The following is a 16,866-nucleotide window of genomic DNA, read 5'->3' on the forward strand; positions in this document are numbered from 1 at the left end:
CCCATGGCGGTCGTCGGCACGCACCGCGGAGAGCCCATCACGCAGGCCCTCACTCAGGCGAGCGTCGACACGAGCCGGAAAGCAACCACCGCGCAAGCGCTCGCCCGACCCAGCGTCGGCGCGCTGGACGATGCGCCCAGTGCCGGGTTCGCCTGGCCGGTCACGCCGCACGAGGTCGTGCGTCGCTTCGACCCGCCGGAGGTCGTGTGGGGCGCCGGTCACCGCGGCGTCGACCTGCGCTCGTCACCGGGAGCACCCGTCGTCGCGCCCTCTGACGGGGTCGTCACCTTCAGCGGCAGTGTCGCCGGGCGCGGCGTGCTGACGATCCGTCACCCCCAGGGGTTCGACACGACCTACGAACCTGTCAGTCACCAGGTGTCCAAGGGGGCGAGCGTGCATCGCGGGGAGCACGTGGCCGATCTCGAACCCGGGCACTGCGAGCCGGCATGCCTGCACTGGGGTTACAAGGTGGGGCCGAAGAGCTACCGCGACCCGCTGACGCTCATCGCGCACCGACGCCCCGTACTTCTTCCGCCCCTGTGAGCATCTGGCCTCGTCGGCGGCGCCGACACGTCAGGGGGCTTGGGTTGGCCCCCGCGGCACCAGAGACGCGGTTTCTCGACACGCGCGCCTCACGCGCGTGGGTGGGCCTGTTCGAACCCGGCCCGGAGGCGTTCGGCGGAGACGTGGGTATAGATCTGCGTCGTCGCGAGCGAGGCATGGCCGAGGTATTCCTGGACGGTGCGCAGGTCGGCGCCGCCCTCGACGAGGTGCGTGGCGGCACTGTGTCGCAGAGCGTGCGGCGACAGCGTCGGCGCGCCGTCGACGGACGCTGTCGCGCGGTTGACGAGTTCCCGGACGATGCGTTGGTCGATCCGACGCCCCCGCACCCCGACGAACAGGGCTCGCTCCCCATCGGCCGCGAGCGCCCCACGGCACCTCAGCCACCGTTCCAGTGCCTCCCGCGCAGGCAGACCGTACGGCACCATCCGTTCCTTGCGGCCCTTGCCCATGACACGCACGAGCTGGTTCGCCTCGTCGAGCGCACTCACGTCGAGGGAGGTCAGCTCGCCCACGCGCATGCCGGAGGCGTAGAGCAGTTCGAGGACGGCGGCGTCCCGAGCCCTGACGGCGCGCTCTTCGGGACCGGCCGCATGTGTCGGTGCTGACTGATGGGGCGAGACGTTCTCCGTCGGCGCTGCCCCTGCCTCACCCGCTTCGGAGCCGACGTCGACGGCCGCCTCAACCGACTGGCGTGTGGCGGAGCCGGCATCAGCGGCTGTTTCACCGCAGCCGCGTGCGGCGGGGACGGCCGCGGCCGCTGCCTCGTCCGCCGCATCGAGGATCGCGGCGGCCTGATCGACTCGCAACACCTCGGGCAGTGACGTCATGCGGCGCGGCGCGCTGAGTCGCACCGACGGGTCGGTCGCGATGACGCCCCTGCGGCGCGCCCAACGACAGAACGTCTTGACCGTCGACACCCGTCGAGCCAGGGTGCTGCGCGAGTTGCCCGCCTCGCTCTGCGCGGCCAGCCAGCTGCGCAGGTCGTTGAGGGTGAGGTCGGACCACGAGGCGACGCCGGCCTCCGTCAGGTGGAGGCGCAGGGACGCCAGGTCGACGGAGTAGGCACGCACCGTGTTGGTCGAACGGTCGCGTTCGGCGCTCAGGTGATCGAGGAACTGCTCGATCACCCGTTCACTCGGCCCACGTGGCTGGCTCGGTCCACTCACCCGACGAGAGTACGTCCCGCCGCGTCACACCGCTCGCAGCACACGTCGCAGGAAGCGCGCCTCGCCCCTGGTCCCGCGCCGGGGGCGTTCCCACGAACGACCGCGAAAGTGGCGTTCGCGATCCCCTGGTGCCGTGTGGGTGGGCGATCCGTTCACGCCTTGCGCCACCCTCCGTCCTCACGCGCTGCCAGACCGGCTGCGAGCAGCTCCCCGAGGGCTGAGACGACCTCGCGCTCCGGGCGTCCCGCGGTGCGCGCCACCCGTTCCAGGGAGGTCGGCTCACGCAGCGGCAGCGCGTCCCAGACCAGGCGCGCCCGCGGGCCGACGGCGTCCTCGGGCCGCGCGAGCACGGGCAGCGTGTCACGTGTCGTGGCGCGCGGGCCGTAGGAGCCGACGAGTTCCATGACGTCCTCCGCCCCGGTGACGAGCACGGCGACTCCGTCACGCACGAGCTCGTGGCAGCCGGCGCTCGCCGCTGACGTGACCGGGCCGGGCACCGCGCCGACGACGCGGTTGAGTTCCTCCGCTCGCCGGGCCGTGCTGAGCGATCCGGAACGCAGCCCCGCTTCGACGACGACCGTCCCGGGAGCTAGCGCGGCGATGAGCCGGTTGCGATGAAGGAAACGCTGGCGCATCGGCGCGAATCCCAGGGGCATCTCGCTGACGATGACGCCGCGCTCCCTGACGCGCGCGAACAGTTCTTCGTGCGCCGTGGGATACACGCGATCCACGCCTCCCGCGACGACGCAGACGGTGTCGGCGTCTCCGGCGAGCGCCCCGCGGTGCGCCGCGGCGTCGATGCCGAAGGCTCCCCCGGACACGACGCTCACCCCGTGCGCGCCGACGCCCAGCGCGATCTGCGCCGCGATCCGCTGCCCGTAGTGCGTCGCGGCGCGCGCCCCGACGAGCGCGACGGAACGTTCTGCGGCGCAGGCGAGATCCCCCTCCCCGATGACGAAGAGTGCGTGCGGCGTCTCGGGTAGCTCGTCGAGCCCGGTGGGCCACTCCTCGTCGCCGGGTACGAGCACCCGCGCTCCCACAACGTCGAGGCGCCGGCGTTGCTCGTCGAGGTCGAGGGCGCGTAGCCGCGTCGTGAAGTTCTCCCATTTGTCAGGGGATTCCTCGACGGCGGAGAGCGCCTCCTCGTGCCCGAGGGCGTCGACGAGGGCGTGAGCCTTGGGATCGCGCGGTTCCGCGATGTGGGCCCACACGAGGCGCGCCGCCCGCTCGCCCGCACTCATGGCCGGGGCCGGCGCATCGTCGCGCGCCCCCGCTCGATCCGCTCGCGCAGCCGCGTGGGCAGGGCCGGGATCGAGGCAGGCCCCCGGGGTTGTCGACTCGGTGATGGAGAACAACGCCCCGCCCAGGGGCGCGGCGCGCCGGGTTTGGGGATCGAGCATCGAGGCATCGAGCGTCGCAGCGCCGAACGCCGAGATGCCGTCGTCGGGAACAGGGTCGAGATCGGTCATGACTCGGGGTGTCCTTCTCTGAGGGTGAGGGCCGTGAAGACGTCCTCACGGGTGGGGCGGTTCGCTCCACGCAGGTCGCACAGCGTCCACGCGAGCCGCAGGATGCGGTCGTAGCCACGCAACGTCAGGGAACCGGTGTCGAGCGCCTGGTCGAGCACCGCGATGTCGCCCGCCTCGAGCGCCCAGGGTGACGAACGCAGCACGGCGCCCGGAACCTGAGCGTTGAGGCGGTGCCCGAGCGGCGCCCATCGGGCGGCGGATCGCTCGCGCACCTCGAGGACCCGGTCGGCGACGCTCGCGCTCGCTTCCCCCGGCCCGGCCGCGAGGTCGCTGCGGGTGACCGCGTTGACCTGGAGGTGGACGTCGATGCGATCGAGCAGCGGGCCGGACAGTCGTTTGAGGTAGGTGCGGCGCGCCTTCGACGTGCACGTGCAGGCCGCGCCGCGGCCGATGTAGTGCCCGCAGGGGCACGGGTTGCTCGCAAGCACGAGCTGGAAGCGGCACGGATAGCGCACGACCTGCTCCGACCGCGCGATCGTCACGCTGCCGCGTTCGAGTGGCTGGCGCAGGCTGTCGAGCACCTCGCGACGAAACTCGGGGGCCTCGTCGAGGAAGAGGACGCCGGCGTGTGCCTGCGTCACCGCCCCGGGCCGTGGGCGCCCTGGCCCACCGCCGATGAGGGCGGGCATCGTCGTGCCGTGGTGCGGCGCGACGAACGGAGGTTTCGCGACGAGCGGCCCGCCGCGGAAGACGCCCATGACGGACTGAATGCTCGTCACGGCCATCGCCTCCTCCCGCGTCAGGGGCGGCAGGATGCCCGGCAGCCGGCTCGCGAGCAGCGTCTTGCCAGCACCGGGCGGTCCGATGAGCGAGACGTTGTGCCCGCCGGCCGCCGCCACCTCGAGGGCGGTTCGCGCCTCGTACTGGCCGACGACGTCGCGCATGTCGTCGCTGGGCGGGGCCTCGACGTCGTCGTCGGCGGGCTCCGGCCAGGGCAGGTCGAGAGTGCGTCCTTCGGCCCTGACTCGGTGGAACGCCACGACGTCCGACAGCGAGCGCACCGGGTGGATTCTCAGCCCCCACACGAGAGCGGCCTCGGCCGCGTTCGCCGTCGGCACGATCACCTCCCGCTGCCCGGCCTCCAACGCCGCGAGGCAGGCCGGGAGCACACCGTGGACGGGCCGCACCGTGCCGTCCATCCCCAACTCACCGATGTGCATGACGCCGGCCGCCTCGGCAGGACCCACCTGCCGGGTCGCGGCGAGCACGGCCACACCGATCGCGAGGTCGAGCCCGGCACCGGCCTTGGGCAGCGACGCGGGCGCGAGGTTGATCGTCAGGCGCGTGTCCGGAAAGGCGAGCTCCGACTGGATCATCGCCGAGCGCAAACGGTTCGGCGACTGCGAGATCGCCGTGTCCGGCATCCCGGAGATGATGACGCGGGGCAACCCCTGCCCGACGCTCACCTCGACGTCGACGACGGTGCCCTCGATGCCGGAGACGACGACGCCCTTCGTCATCCCGAAGCTCACAGGATCACCCGCCGACGATGGTCGACGCGGACGCCGGTGGCCAGCACGTCGACGCCGATGACGTCGATGCGCACCGCGGCGGCGGACACCTCGCGCTCGCGGAGCCACAGGCAGGCCAGGCGGCGCAGACGCAGGTGCTTCTCGTGCGTCACCGCCTCGACCGCGGGCCCGAAGCGTTGCGAGCGTCGCGTCTTCACCTCGACGACGACGATCTCGCGCCCGTCACGCGCGACGACGTCGATCTCACCCTCGCTGCATCGCCAGTTCGTCTCGAGGATCTCGTAGCCGAGCGAGGCGAGGTAGGCACAGGCATGACGCTCGCCCTGCGCACCGAGCGTGCGCCGCGGGTCCGGCGGTGATGCGGCGCCCGTCGAGGGGGTCGAACGGGCCGCGGCCGGGGCCTCGCGCGTGGGTCGCGCCCGCCCGGCAGGTCGGGCGAGTTCGTGCTCAGTCGTGGTGCTCCCGGCGCGTGGCCGCGTCGAATTGTCGGTCATGGTGACCACCTCCGCACCCCAGCGAAGCGGGTGCGGGCACCTCAGCGCTCGTCGCCGGAGGCCACCCTGTGGAACAGGGGTGCAGCACGGTCCGATCAGCCCCTGCAGCCGTCACCGTCCCCAGGAGCGAGACGCGCCAGGCCGCCGACCCGCCCGTCGACACCGGCGCCACGCGAGCGGCGGCGCACAGCGCGAGCGCCATAGGGTCCAGGCCGGGCGGTTCAGTTCGTGAAGCCCGGCCCGTCGGGGATCTCGAGGTCGTTCTTGGCGAGTTCTTCGACGTTGACGTCCTTGAACGTCACGACGCGCACGTTCTTGACGAACCGCGCAGGGCGGTAGATGTCCCACACCCACGCGTCCTGCATCGTCACGTCGAAGAACACGTCGGCGCCCTCACCGCGCACCGTCATGTCGACGGCGTTGCAGAGGTAGAAACGTCGCTCGGTCTCCACGACGTAGCGGAACAGGCCGACGACGTCGCGATATTCGCGGTACAGCGCCAGTTCCTGCTCGTTCTCGTACTGTTCGAGATCCTCAGCACTCATCGGGATCTCACTCCTCGTCGCTCGTCGGGGCGGGCACCGCGCCCGTGTCGCGGAAAGTCTTCCACGAGCGTCGATGCAGGTCGCATGCGCCGTGCGCGGCGATGGCCGCGAGGTGGTCGGGCGCGGAGTATCCCTTGTTGATCCCCCAGCCGTACACCGGGTGGTCGCGGGCCGCGTCGACCATCATGGCATCACGCTCCACCTTGGCGAGCAAACTGGCTCCGGCCACCGACGAGCACCGCATGTCGGCCTTGATCTGGGTGACGACGTGCCACGTCGGGGCGCTCTCCGGCTCGAGCAGGCCCAGCAGTCCGACCGTCTCGGGCTCGCTCAGCCAGTCGTGCTTGCCGTCGAGGATGACGACGTCCGGGCGCACGCTCAGCTGCGCGAGGGCGCGGGTGCCGGCCAGGCGCAGCGCGCGCGTCATGCCGAGCGCGTCGATCTCGGCGGGCGAGGCGTGGCCGACGGCGCCGTCTAACGCCCAGCGCCGAACGCGGCGCGCGAGATCGGGGCGCCTCGGCTCGGGCACGAGCTTGGAGTCCTTGACACCCTGCGGCACCGTCGACGTCGCCGCATCGACGACGCTGACGCCCACGCTGACGGGGCCCGCGAGCGCACCGCGTCCTACCTCGTCCATGCCTGCGACAAGTGTGTACCCCGTGCGCAGCAGCTGACGTTCGAGGCGCAGGGTCGGGGTCGAACTCGTCATGCGTGCGTTCCCGTCATCGATCGTGCCGTCTCATCGTGCGCTCCAGTACGTGCCGGCGACGGTGCCGATCACGGATTCGAGTGGGACGAACCCTCCACCCGGGTCACCGAGGTGTCCGCGGGAGTCATCCGAGAAGTCGCGGTTGTCACCGAGGACGAACAGGTGATCGGCTGGGACCCGCACCGAGAACGGCTCCGCCGAGGCGCGTCGCTGCCCCTGGGGCAGATACGGCTCGTCGACGACGCGCCCGTCGACGCGCAGCCTACCGTCGTGGCCGACGCTCACCGTGTCTCCGCCGACCCCGATGACGCGCTTGAGGTAGTCCTGGTCGTTCGGGCGGAACCCCAGCCACCCCGCGGCGGTGTCGAGTGCGCCGAGCACCCCGTCGCGCGGTGTCTGCTCGTAGAACACGTCGGCACCGGAGAAGACGATGACGTCACCCCGCCGTGGATGATCGTGCAGCTTGTCCACCACGATGCGATCCCCCACCTGATACGACGGCTGCATCGAACGCGACGGCACGGTGAACGTCTCCGCGACGAACGCGTGGACGAGCAGCAGCGCGACGAGGACGCCCGACAACACCCACCCGAGCACGCGCCGCAGCGAACGAGGACGCAGCGAACGCGTGCGTCGGGATGCGCCGAAGGCGCGGCCCCGCGTGGGGGTCGCGCCTTCGGGGTGATGCTCGTCGTCCATGGACGTCATGAGCCGTCTGGGAGCTGTGCGCGTTCTCAGGCCTTCTTGGCGGGAACCGCGTCGCGCTTCTCCTTGATCTTGGCTGCCTTGCCGCGCAGGTCGCGCAGGTAGTACAGCTTGGCGCGGCGCACGTCACCGCGCGTCACGACCTCGATCTTCTCGATCACGGGCGTGTGGACGGGGAACGTGCGCTCCACACCGACGCCGAAGGACACCTTGCGGACGGTGAAGGTCTCGCCGACGCCGCCGCCGTGGCGACGGATGACGACGCCCTTGAACACCTGGACACGCGAACGCGTGCCTTCGATGACCTTGACGTGGACGTTGAGCGTGTCGCCGGCGCGGAATTCCGGGACGTCGGAGCGCAGGCTCGCCGCTTCGATCGCGTCGAACTTGTTCATGTCGATCTCTCGTATCTGTGGCACGCGCAGGTTGCCACGGTCAGTTCCGGCCATGGTGGCCGGAAAGCTGTTCGGAACGTGCGGCATGTCGAGTCTCATGACCCGCGTGATCGGCGAGGTGATGCCCGGGATGATCTACATCGAAACCCCGGGGGTACCTGCCGCACGAGTCACTCCCCCTGCGGCGGGGACTCATGGCGACATGACGCAAGGGTTCATCCTGCCAGGAACGGCTGCCATGAGGAAATCCGCAGCCCCGGCGCCCCGGCGAAAGATGCCCCCCTGCCCGCCGGGCAGGCAGGGACGTGGGTACATGGAGAGGCGCGGTACGACGCTCAGCGCCCCCGGCGACGCTTGGTGAACACGACCGTCGTGCCGTTCGGCTGCACGACACCGCGGAACCCGGCCTTCTTGTAGAGCTTGAGGTTGTGCTCGCTGCCCGTTCCGGTGAAGAGCTCGAACCGCGTCGCGTCGCTCGGGGCGACCTCCTGGATGAACTCCAGCAACGCGCGCCCCAGGCCGCGTCCGTGCAGGTCGGGCACCACCATGAGCCGGCCGATGTGCCAGGTGTCGTCGACGAGCTTGCCCCGCACCGAACCGATGAACCGGCCGTCATGACGCAGGACGTACGTGTCCCACTCATGGAGCGACGCCATGAGCGATTCGACCGTCTCGTGCTGTGCGGGGATCGTCAGCGTGTCGTTGAGGATGCCCTCACGCAGCCAGCACGCGTGCGTGCACGTCAGCAGATCGCCGACGTCGGCGGGCGTCGCCTTCGCGATCAGGGCACCGCCCCAGCGATCGTCGACGCCACCGGGCGTCAGGGCCGAGGAGGCGTGCAGCAGGTCGGGACGACGCGCGGCCGTCCGCTCGAGGCGCTGCTGGTGTCGCCACGCGGCGACCTTGCCGTGATCGCCGGAGAGCAGCACCGGCGGCACCTCACGTCCCTGCCAGGTCGCGGGTTTCGTGTAGACGGGGTACTCGAGCAGACCGTCCTCGTGCGACTCCTCGACGAGCGACTCTGCGTTGCCCATGAACCCCGGCAGCAGCCGGGCCGCGGCCTCGATCATCGCGAGGACGGCGACCTCTCCCCCGTTGAGCACGTAGTCACCGAGGGAGATGACGCGCACCGGCATGACGTCGGCCGCAGCCTCGTAGACGCGTTCGTCGATACCCTCGTATCGGCCGCACGCGAAGATCAGCCAGTCCTCGTCTGCGAGTTCGCGCGCGAGCCGCTGCGTCAACACCTCACCACCGGGGCCGGGGACGATGAGCGTCGGCGTGCCGTCGCCCAGGGTGCGCACATGCTCGAGCGCTTCCCACCACGGCTGCGGCTTCATCACCATGCCGGCCCCACCGCCGTAGGGCGTGTCGTCGACGGTGCGGTGACGGTCGTGCGCGAAGTCGCGCAGGTCGTGCACGGCCACGTCGAGCAGGCCCTTGCGCTGCGCCTGACCGGGCAGGCTGAGCTTCAGCGGTTCGAGGTATTCAGGGAAGATCGAGATGATGTCGCAGCGCACGAGTTCAGTTCGCCTCCGCCGGATCGGTGGCCTCGAGCGCGGCGCTGTCGTCGGGGGCGTCGGGCGCATCGGGACGTGCGAGATCGAGCAGCCCCGGCGGGGGCGTGACGACGACGACGCGCGCGTCCTCGTCGATCTCGGGCACGATCTCCTCGACGAACGGCACGAGGATGTCGTAGCCCTCGACACCGTCGACGACGAGCAGATCCTGCACCTCGCGTGATTCGAGCGCCTTGACGACGCCGACCTTCTCACCGGCGACGACGACGTCGAACCCGAGCAGGTCCTCCTCGTACCAGGCGTCGTCCTCGTCGAGGTCGTCGGCCTCGGCGAGCAGCTTGATGCCGCGCAACCCTTCGGCGGCCGTGCGATCGGGCGCCTCGTCGAAGGCGAGCAGGTGGAGGCCGTTGTGAACGCGCGCCGAGCGCAGGGTCAGCGGGCCGCGTGAGGCCGGTTCCGTCTCGAACGTTTCGCCGGGCACGAACCGCTGCTCCGGCGAATCCGTGTGCAGCTGCACGGTCACCTCGCCCTTCAACCCGTGAGCCTTGCCGATCCGTGCCACGACGACGTCATCCATGCCGCCTATTGTCGCATCGCACCAGCACAGCCCTGGCGCCCGTGTCGCGGGCGCACCCCGCAGGTCCGCCACCGGCCCGACGCGCCCAAGCCCTTCGCGGCGCGACCACACCCCGGCCGCTCGCCCGGCCGACGCATCCGGCAATACGAAACCGCCCCCACCGTGACGGCGGAGGCGGTTTCGTCGGTGCGACAGCTCAGCGGGCGCGGTCGGTGTCGACGATGTCGACACGAACCGGGCGACCGCCGGCCAGCGCGGAGACCACGGTGCGAAGGGCGGAGGCGGTGCGACCGGAGCGGCCGATGACGCGCCCCAGGTCGTCGGGGTGCACGCGAACCTCGAGGAGTTCGCCGCGGCGCCCGTCCTTGTGACGCACGACGACGTCGCCGTCGTGGTCAACGATGCCCTTGACGAGGTGCTCCAGTGCTTCTTCGAGCACGAGGATCAGGCCTCTTCGGTCTTCTCGGCCTCGACAGCCGGAGCGTCAGCGGCGGGGGCCTCGGCGGCGGGCGCCTCGGCCTTGGGGGCGTCAGCCTTCTTCTTGGCCGTGGTGGCGCCGTCCTTCGAGGAGTCCGTCGCGTTCTGCGCAGCCTTGAGAGCGGCCTCGTAGAGGGCCTTCTTGTCGGCCTTCGGCTCGGCCTTCTTCAGCGTGCCCTCGGCACCCGGCTCGCCCTTGAACTTCTGCCAGTCACCCGTGATCTTGAGCAGCGCGGCGACCTGCTCGGTCGGCTGCGCGCCGACGGAGAGCCAGTACTGCGCACGCTCGGAGTCGATCTCGATGAGGCTCGGCTCCTCCTTGGGGTGGTACTTGCCGATCTCCTCGATCGCGCGGCCGTCACGCTTCGTCCGGCTGTCCATGACGACGACGCGGTACTGGGGCTGACGGATCTTGCCGAGGCGCTTGAGGCGAATCTTGACTGCCATGGTGGCGGTCTCACTTTCTGTTCGTGTGAACCACGGCAAGACCGAAGGGGGTGTGACGGCGAGCGTTGTACGGACGCACACCGAACCTCGCGGGGAACCGTGACTCGGGGTAGGCGCGCATCTGCGGTGGCAGACACACGGGTACCCCGCCATTCTGCCAGAGGGCGCCAGCTACGCCCAATCGCCGCGTTCCCTCGTGATGTTGCCCGGGTTCTCGGACGCGGGCGCCCGAAAACCCGGGCGACATCAGGAAGGGACGTCAGCTCTCGCGCGCGTGGCGTTCGAGGAACTGGTACACCTCGGTGTCGTCGACGCCCGGAAACGTGCCGGGCGGCATCGCGGCGAGCAGGTGCGAATGCACGCGAGCGCTCGGCCAGGCGTGCCCGCCCCAGCGCGCCGTCAGCTCCCCCGGCGGCTGCGTGCAGCACGACGGGTCGGGGCATCGCGACTGCGAGCGCGACGTCGTCTCGCGCCCGCGGAACCACTTCACGTGCTGGTACGGAGTCCCGACGTTGACGCTGAACAAGCCCGACGAGGTGCGATCGACGAACGCCGAGCACCAGTACGTGCCCGAGCGCGTGTCCGTGTATTGCTGGTACGAGCGCGACAGATCGGGCTGGTCGAACACGACACGCGCCGTCCAGTGCTTGCACACCCGCTGGCCCTCGATGGCGCCCGTCGCGTCCGCCGGGAAGACGATGCCGTCGTTCTCGTACGCCTTGTAGATGACGCCGTCGGCGCTGATGCGCATGAAGTGGACGGGGATGCCGAGCACCTTCGTCGCGAGGTTCGTGAACCGGTGCGCGGCCGTCTCGTAGGAGACGCCGTATGCGTCGCGCAGGTCCTCGATCGAGATGTCCTTGGCCGCCTTGGCCTCGAGCAGCCGCACCCCCAGCTCCTTCTCCGGCATGAGGACGGCCGCCGCGAAGTAGTTGATCTCGACGCGCTGGGAGAGGAACTCGGCGTAGTCGGCCGGCACCTCGTGGCCGAGGACGAGGTGCCCGAGCGCCTGCAACGCGAGCGAACGCGCGTCGTGCTGGCCCGCCTCCGGCTGCGGCAGGTAGATCCGGCGATTGGCCAGATCGCTGACGGTGCGCGTCGAGTTCGGCAGATCCGAGGTGTGCACGAGCGAGAACCCGAGGTGCTCCGCCATCCGATCGACGGAGGTGCGCGAGACCGGCCCGCCCGCATGCCCGACGCCGGCGAGCAGGTCGGCGGCTGCCTGCTCGATGTCACCGAAGTAGTTGTCGGCCTCCCGCATGCGCGTGCGGAGTTCGGCGTTCGCACGCCGGGCGTGCTCGGGCGTCGCGGCGCGCTCGCTCTGCATCGACGCGAGCGCCTCGTGCATCCCGACGAGCGCCTCGAGCGCCTCCGTCGGCAATCGCGGCCCGACCCGAACCGTCGGCAGCCCGAGCGCCGAGTACTGCTCGGCGCGCTGCGCGCGTTCGAGTCGGATCTCCAGCGCGGCCCGCCGTGACGGCGGCGCGGTCGCGAGCAGGTCGGCGAGGGGGACGTCGAGCACCTCGGCCAGCGACGTCAGCACCGACAGTCGCGGCTCGCGCTTGCCGTTCTCGATGAGCGAGAGCGCCGACGGGCTCATGCCGACGGCGGCCGCGACGTCTCCGAGCGTCCGCTCGGCGCCCTGACGTACGTGACGCAGGCGCCGTCCGATCGTCAGGGCGTCGGGTGCGGCGCGCTCGGGTCGGGTGGCCGTCTCGGTGGAGACGCGGGGGCGCGACAGCCGCCCCTCGCGCGGTGCGCTCGTGTCGCTCATACCGTTCACCTTCGCCCGCGCCATGCGTCACCTCGTGCTCACTCGGAGCCAAAGACCCCGAAAAACCTGTCGAGGTGTCAATAATCGCAGATCTTTATCGGAAAACTCTTGTTACTTGCCAGTTCGATCGGCCAGAGTGGACACATCGAGCCCCACCGCCACCCGGCTGAGGCTTCACCGAGGAAAGGACCAGGAGCCATGACTGGCGAGAACATCCAGGCACGCGCCGCCGAGATCCAGAAGGACTGGGACACCAACGAGCGCTGGAAGAACGTCAAGCGTGACTACAGCGCTGAGGACGTCGTCCGTCTCCAGGGCAGCATCCAGGAGGAGTTCACCCTCGCCAAGCACGGCGCCGAGAACCTCTGGGAGAAGCTGCACACCGAGGACTTCGTCAACGCCCTCGGCGCGCTGACGGGCAACCAGGCCGTCCAGCAGGTCAAGGCCGGCCTCAAGGCCATCTACCTGTCCGGTTGGCAGGTCGCCGGTGACGCGAACCTCGCCGCCCAGACGTACCCGGACCAGTCGCTCTACCCGGCCAACTCGGTGCCGCAGGTCGTCCGCCGCATCAACAACGCCCTGATGCGCGCCGACCAGATCGAGTTCTCTGAGGGCATCAAGAGCGTCGATGAGTGGCTCGTGCCGATCGTCGCCGACGCCGAGGCCGGCTTCGGTGGCCCGCTCAACGCGTACGAGCTCATGAAGTCGATGATCGCCGCCGGCGCCGCCGGCGTGCACTGGGAGGACCAGCTGGCCTCCGAGAAGAAGTGCGGCCACCTCGGTGGCAAGGTGCTCATCCCGACGAAGCAGCACGTTCGTACGCTGAACGCCGCCCGCCTCGCCACCGACGTGTCGAACACGCCGACCGTCGTCATCGCCCGTACGGACGCCGAGGCCGCGACGCTCATCACGTCCGACGTCGACGAGCGCGACCAGCAGTTCCTCACCGGCGAGCGCACGAACGAGGGCTTCTACAAGGTCAAGAACGGCATCGAGCCCTGCATCGAGCGTGCGAAGGCCTACGCGCCCTACGCCGACCTCATCTGGATGGAGACGGGCACGCCCGACCTCGAGCTCGCGAAGAAGTTCGCCGAGTCCGTCAAGGCCGAGTTCCCCGACCAGATGCTGGCGTACAACTGCTCGCCGTCGTTCAACTGGAAGAAGCACCTCGACGACGACACGATCGCCAAGTTCCAGCGCGAGCTGGGCGCGATGGGCTTCAAGTTCCAGTTCATCACCCTCGCCGGCTTCCACGCTCTCAACTACTCGATGTTCGACCTGGCCCACGGCTACGCCCGCGAGCAGATGAAGGCGTACGTCGAGCTGCAGGAGCGCGAGTTCGCCTCCGAGAGGCGCGGCTACACGGCCACGCGTCACCAGCGCGAGGTCGGCACGGGCTACTTCGACCTGGTCGCCACGACGCTCAACCCCGAGTCGTCGACGACCGCGCTGAAGGAGTCGACGGAGAGCGCTCAGTTCTGAGCTGCTCCCGCCACTGAACCGGCCCCCACCCCCCGCGCGATCACCTGGCTCCGATCGCGTGGGGGTGGGGGCTCACCCCTACCCCCGTCGCGCCGCGCACCCTGATCGCCCGATCCCGCGACCATGCGTGCCGCGGCCGCCGTGTCCGCGTCGCGAGCGCCGCCCGCCCGGGCGTCGCGATCGGTCATGATGGAGTCCAAGCCCAGCCCAGCCGTCGCCCCGACGACGCCCACAGCGCACCCGAAGGAGGGCTCATGAGCTCTTCCCCCACCGTCCGCGGTCAGCTGCACCCTCGGTTCGAGGAGATCCTGACGCCCGGCGCCCTCGCCTTCCTCGGCCGGCTCGACGGAGCGTTCGCCGGGCGTCGCGCCGAACTACTCGCTCAGCGTCGCGACCTGTCACGCCGCATCAACACGGGCACCGACCTCGACTTCGACCCCGCGACGCAGTCCGTGCGTGACGACGCGTCGTGGCAGGTCGCGCCCGCCGCGCCGGGGCTGCTCGATCGCCGCGTCGAGCTCGTCTCCCCCGTCACGCGCTCGATGACGCAGCACGCGATGGAGTCGAACGCCTCGACGTGGCTCGCGGACCTCGAGGACGCGACGTCACCGACGTGGTTCAACATGATCGAGGGCCAGATCGTGCTCGCCGACGCGGTGCGCGAGTACCGCGCGCACCCGGAGCGCAAGCGTCCAACGCTCATCATGCGCCCGCGCGCGTGGCACCTGTGCGAGAAGCACCTGACGGTCGACGGCCGCCCGATCTCGGCGACGCTCGTCGACTTCGGCCTGTTCTTCTTCCACAACGCGCAGACTCTCATCGACGCCGGGTTCGGCCCGTACTTCTACCTGCCGAAGATCGAGTCGGCGGCCGAGGCGCGCCTGTGGAACGACGTCTTCGTCGAGGCTCAGGACGCCCTCGGCATCGAGCGCGGCACGATCCGTGCGAGCATCCTCATCGAGACGCTGCCCGCCGCGTTCGCGATGGAGGAGATCCTCTACGAACTGCACGAGCATGCCGCCGGTCTCAACGCGGGCCGCTGGGACTACATCTTCAGCTACGTGCGTACCTACGCCCACCGCGGCGACGAGTACGTCCTGCCCGACCGCGAGCGCATCACGATGACGACGCCGTTCATGCGCGAGTTCACCGAACTGCTGGTCGCGACGGCGCACAAGCGCGGCACGCACGCGATCGCCGCGCCCGCCGCGAACAACCCGACGCTGCAGGACGACGACATGCGTCACCGCGTCCTCAACGTCGTCCACACCGAGAAGGAGCGCGAGGCCGAGGAGGGTTTCGACGGTTCGTGGGTCGCCCACCCCGCGATGGTCGACACGGTGCTGTCCGCCTTCACCCACGTCCTCGGCGACAAGCTCGACCAGATCGACGTCAAGCGCCCGCAGCGCTTCGACGCGGCGGCCCTCGTCAGCCTCGAGGGCACGATGCAGACGACGAGCCTGCAGGGCGTGCGCCACAACGTCAGCGTCGCGCTGCAGTACCTCGCGGCGTGGATCGACGGCAAGGGCGCCGTCGCCATCGGCAACTTCATGGAGGATGCGGCGACCGTCGAGATCTGCCGCGCCCAGCTATGGCAGTGGCTGCACCACTCGACGCAGCTCGCCGAGGGCCCGCAGGTGACGCGGGAGCTGCTCGGGCGCGTCATCGACGAGGAGATGACCAAGCTCAAGCGCACCGCCGACGCCGACGAGTCCGAGCGCCTCGACGAGGCCCGCGAGGTGCTCGAACGCAGCGCGCTCACCGACGAGCTGCCCGGATTCTTCTCCAACTACGCCTACGTCCGCTTCCTGCTCGACGAGGGGCTGCGCATGCCGCGCAGCATTGACTCCGACGACCTTCGTCAGTCGGAGAAGGTCGACGAGGTCGCCTGAGCTCGGCCGTGTGACGCAGACGGGTACGGCGAGCGATCTGCGTGCGCGTGAGCGCGTCGAGCCGTCGCCCGGGGGCGTTGTCGGTATGAGGTGATAGAAAGATGACGTGGCGTCGCGCAGGTGCACGCCACGTCATCGTCACGTCCAGCGGGCGCACTCGAGAGGTACTCACCATGATCTTCATCGTTGTCAAGTTCGACGTCCGCCCCGACAAGGTCGACGGGTGGATGGACCACGTCGCCGACTTCACCGCGGCCACGCGCGCCGAGGCGGGCAACCTGTGGTTCGAGTGGAGCCGCAGCGTCGAGAAGCCGAACGAGTTCGTGCTCGTCGAGGCGTTCCAGGACGACGCGGCGGTGGCGCACGTCTCCTCGGACCACTTCAAGGCCTTCACGTCGTCGACGGCTGAATGGCTCACGGCCACGCCCAAGATCGTCTCGCGTCAGGTCGAGGGCGACGGCTGGGACGAGATGGGCGAGATCAGCGTCGACTGACGCCGATCACGAGGGGGGCGACCTCGCCTGCGCGACCACGGTCAAACCGGGACGCAAGGTGAAGATGCGTGTGCTCAAGGACGGCGAGGAGCTGACGTAGCAGACCGGCGACGTCGGCAAGCCGGGTTCGGACGGCGAGGTCGCACTGAGCGGCGACATCGGCGTCGCTCCGCCCGCCATGCCCGCCAGCATCTACGCGTGCGAGTTCACCGTCGACGGCGCCAAGCCGGTGAGCGGCTCCGTCAAGGTCAAGGGCCCACAGGGCGCCGACGGCGCCAGCCAGGTGCGCATGTGCACCCAGATAAAGGACACCCCGGGGCACAAGAAGAAATCGCTCTCGTGCGCCGAGACCTCTGATGTGATCCAGCTCGAGCGCGGCAAGGGCCTGCAGTGCTCCGCCGTCGTCGCGGGGGCGAAGGGGTCGCCACTGCGCGTCCGGATCCGCAAGGGCACGCGGGTGTTCGACTTCCCGTTCGAGGCAGGGCGCGTCGACAAGAACCTCGGGGTGGTGACGGCGAGCATCACCGTCGCGGGCAGCGATGACGCCCGCTGCGAGGTCTACAAGGGCGAGAAGCTGCTCGTGCGGCGCGACTTCCGGGTCGTCGTGAACGGCTGAGACCAGGC

The 16,866-nt window shown here is 70.0% G+C and carries 18 protein-coding genes; 5 read left to right on the forward strand and 13 right to left on the reverse strand.

Features of this window, described 5'->3' with window-relative positions; genetic code table 11:
• The first annotated feature begins 3 nt into the window (after positions 1–3).
• Positions 4–543 (forward strand): M23 family metallopeptidase, encoded by a 540-nt coding sequence (locus tag J4Z35_RS03565; RefSeq protein ID WP_006944892.1) that lies wholly within the window; start codon positions 4–6, stop codon positions 541–543.
• Between the two features lie 89 nt (positions 544–632).
• Here J4Z35_RS03565 and J4Z35_RS14680 read toward each other — a convergent pair whose 3' ends face one another.
• The 13 genes from J4Z35_RS14680 to J4Z35_RS03630 all read right to left on the reverse strand — a co-directional run bounded on the left by J4Z35_RS14680 (position 633) and on the right by J4Z35_RS03630 (position 12,374).
• Positions 633–1,691, reverse strand: a complete 1,059-nt coding sequence (locus tag J4Z35_RS14680) for a tyrosine recombinase XerC (RefSeq protein ID WP_143181194.1) — start codon at positions 1,689–1,691, stop codon at positions 633–635.
• A 191-nt stretch (positions 1,692–1,882) separates the two neighbouring features.
• Positions 1,883–3,199 carry a DNA-processing protein DprA gene (gene dprA, locus J4Z35_RS03575; protein WP_208065349.1) on the reverse strand — a complete coding sequence of 439 codons (1,317 nt, stop codon included), beginning with the start codon at positions 3,197–3,199 and terminating at the stop codon, positions 1,883–1,885.
• A complete protein-coding gene (locus J4Z35_RS03580) occupies positions 3,196–4,731 on the reverse strand; it encodes a YifB family Mg chelatase-like AAA ATPase (RefSeq protein ID WP_171969825.1) in 1,536 nt (511 codons plus the stop codon). The genes dprA and J4Z35_RS03580 overlap by 4 nt, the downstream gene beginning before the upstream one ends.
• A complete protein-coding gene (locus J4Z35_RS03585) occupies positions 4,728–5,225 on the reverse strand; it encodes a YraN family protein (protein ID WP_006944876.1) in 498 nt (165 codons plus the stop codon). Before J4Z35_RS03585 ends, J4Z35_RS03580 begins: the two co-directional genes overlap by 4 nt.
• Positions 5,226–5,446: 221 nt before the next feature.
• Positions 5,447–5,770 (reverse strand): DUF2469 domain-containing protein, encoded by a 324-nt coding sequence (locus J4Z35_RS03590; protein WP_006944864.1) that lies wholly within the window; start codon positions 5,768–5,770, stop codon positions 5,447–5,449.
• 7 nt (positions 5,771–5,777) lie between these two features.
• A complete protein-coding gene (locus J4Z35_RS03595; protein ID WP_074039817.1) occupies positions 5,778–6,479 on the reverse strand; it encodes a ribonuclease HII in 702 nt (233 codons plus the stop codon).
• 30 nt (positions 6,480–6,509) lie between these two features.
• Entirely contained in the window at positions 6,510–7,187 is a 678-nt protein-coding gene (lepB, locus tag J4Z35_RS03600; RefSeq protein WP_083603827.1) for a signal peptidase I, read from the reverse strand.
• A 26-nt stretch (positions 7,188–7,213) separates the two neighbouring features.
• On the reverse strand, positions 7,214–7,579 hold the full coding sequence (gene rplS, locus J4Z35_RS03605) for a 50S ribosomal protein L19 (protein ID WP_038571206.1): 366 nt from the start codon (positions 7,577–7,579) through the stop codon (positions 7,214–7,216).
• Positions 7,580–7,914: 335 nt separating this feature from the next.
• Positions 7,915–9,099 (reverse strand): tRNA (guanosine(37)-N1)-methyltransferase TrmD, encoded by a 1,185-nt coding sequence (gene trmD, locus J4Z35_RS03610; protein ID WP_074039816.1) that lies wholly within the window; start codon positions 9,097–9,099, stop codon positions 7,915–7,917.
• A 4-nt stretch (positions 9,100–9,103) separates the two neighbouring features.
• A complete protein-coding gene (rimM, locus tag J4Z35_RS03615; protein ID WP_062256701.1) occupies positions 9,104–9,676 on the reverse strand; it encodes a ribosome maturation factor RimM in 573 nt (190 codons plus the stop codon).
• A gap of 196 nt (positions 9,677–9,872) precedes the next feature.
• Positions 9,873–10,115: an RNA-binding protein gene (locus J4Z35_RS03620; RefSeq protein WP_006944891.1), complete on the reverse strand. Its 243-nt coding sequence runs from the start codon at positions 10,113–10,115 to the stop codon at positions 9,873–9,875.
• 5 nt (positions 10,116–10,120) lie between these two features.
• Positions 10,121–10,600 (reverse strand): 30S ribosomal protein S16, encoded by a 480-nt coding sequence (gene rpsP / locus J4Z35_RS03625; protein WP_038568814.1) that lies wholly within the window; start codon positions 10,598–10,600, stop codon positions 10,121–10,123.
• Positions 10,601–10,859: 259 nt separating this feature from the next.
• Positions 10,860–12,374: a helix-turn-helix domain-containing protein gene (locus J4Z35_RS03630; protein ID WP_074039959.1), complete on the reverse strand. Its 1,515-nt coding sequence runs from the start codon at positions 12,372–12,374 to the stop codon at positions 10,860–10,862.
• 198 nt (positions 12,375–12,572) lie between these two features.
• Here J4Z35_RS03630 and aceA point away from each other — a divergent pair, with 198 nt between their 5' ends.
• The 4 genes from aceA to J4Z35_RS03650 all read left to right on the forward strand — a co-directional run bounded on the left by aceA (position 12,573) and on the right by J4Z35_RS03650 (position 16,858).
• On the forward strand, positions 12,573–13,856 hold the full coding sequence (gene aceA, locus J4Z35_RS03635) for an isocitrate lyase (protein WP_074039814.1): 1,284 nt from the start codon (positions 12,573–12,575) through the stop codon (positions 13,854–13,856).
• 254 nt (positions 13,857–14,110) lie between these two features.
• Complete coding sequence (gene aceB / locus J4Z35_RS03640) at positions 14,111–15,748, forward strand: malate synthase A (RefSeq protein ID WP_074039812.1); 1,638 nt, start codon at positions 14,111–14,113, stop codon at positions 15,746–15,748.
• Positions 15,749–15,921: 173 nt separating this feature from the next.
• Positions 15,922–16,242: a putative quinol monooxygenase gene (locus J4Z35_RS03645; protein ID WP_038568821.1), complete on the forward strand. Its 321-nt coding sequence runs from the start codon at positions 15,922–15,924 to the stop codon at positions 16,240–16,242.
• Positions 16,243–16,420: 178 nt separating this feature from the next.
• Positions 16,421–16,858 (forward strand): hypothetical protein, encoded by a 438-nt coding sequence (locus J4Z35_RS03650; protein ID WP_040014553.1) that lies wholly within the window; start codon positions 16,421–16,423, stop codon positions 16,856–16,858.
• The last annotated feature ends 8 nt before the right edge of the window (positions 16,859–16,866 follow it).

Origin of the sequence: Dermacoccus sp. NHGro5 (genome assembly GCF_017565385.1) — a bacterium.
In the GTDB taxonomy this organism is placed as follows: Bacteria; Actinomycetota; Actinomycetes; order Actinomycetales; family Dermatophilaceae; genus Dermacoccus; species Dermacoccus nishinomiyaensis.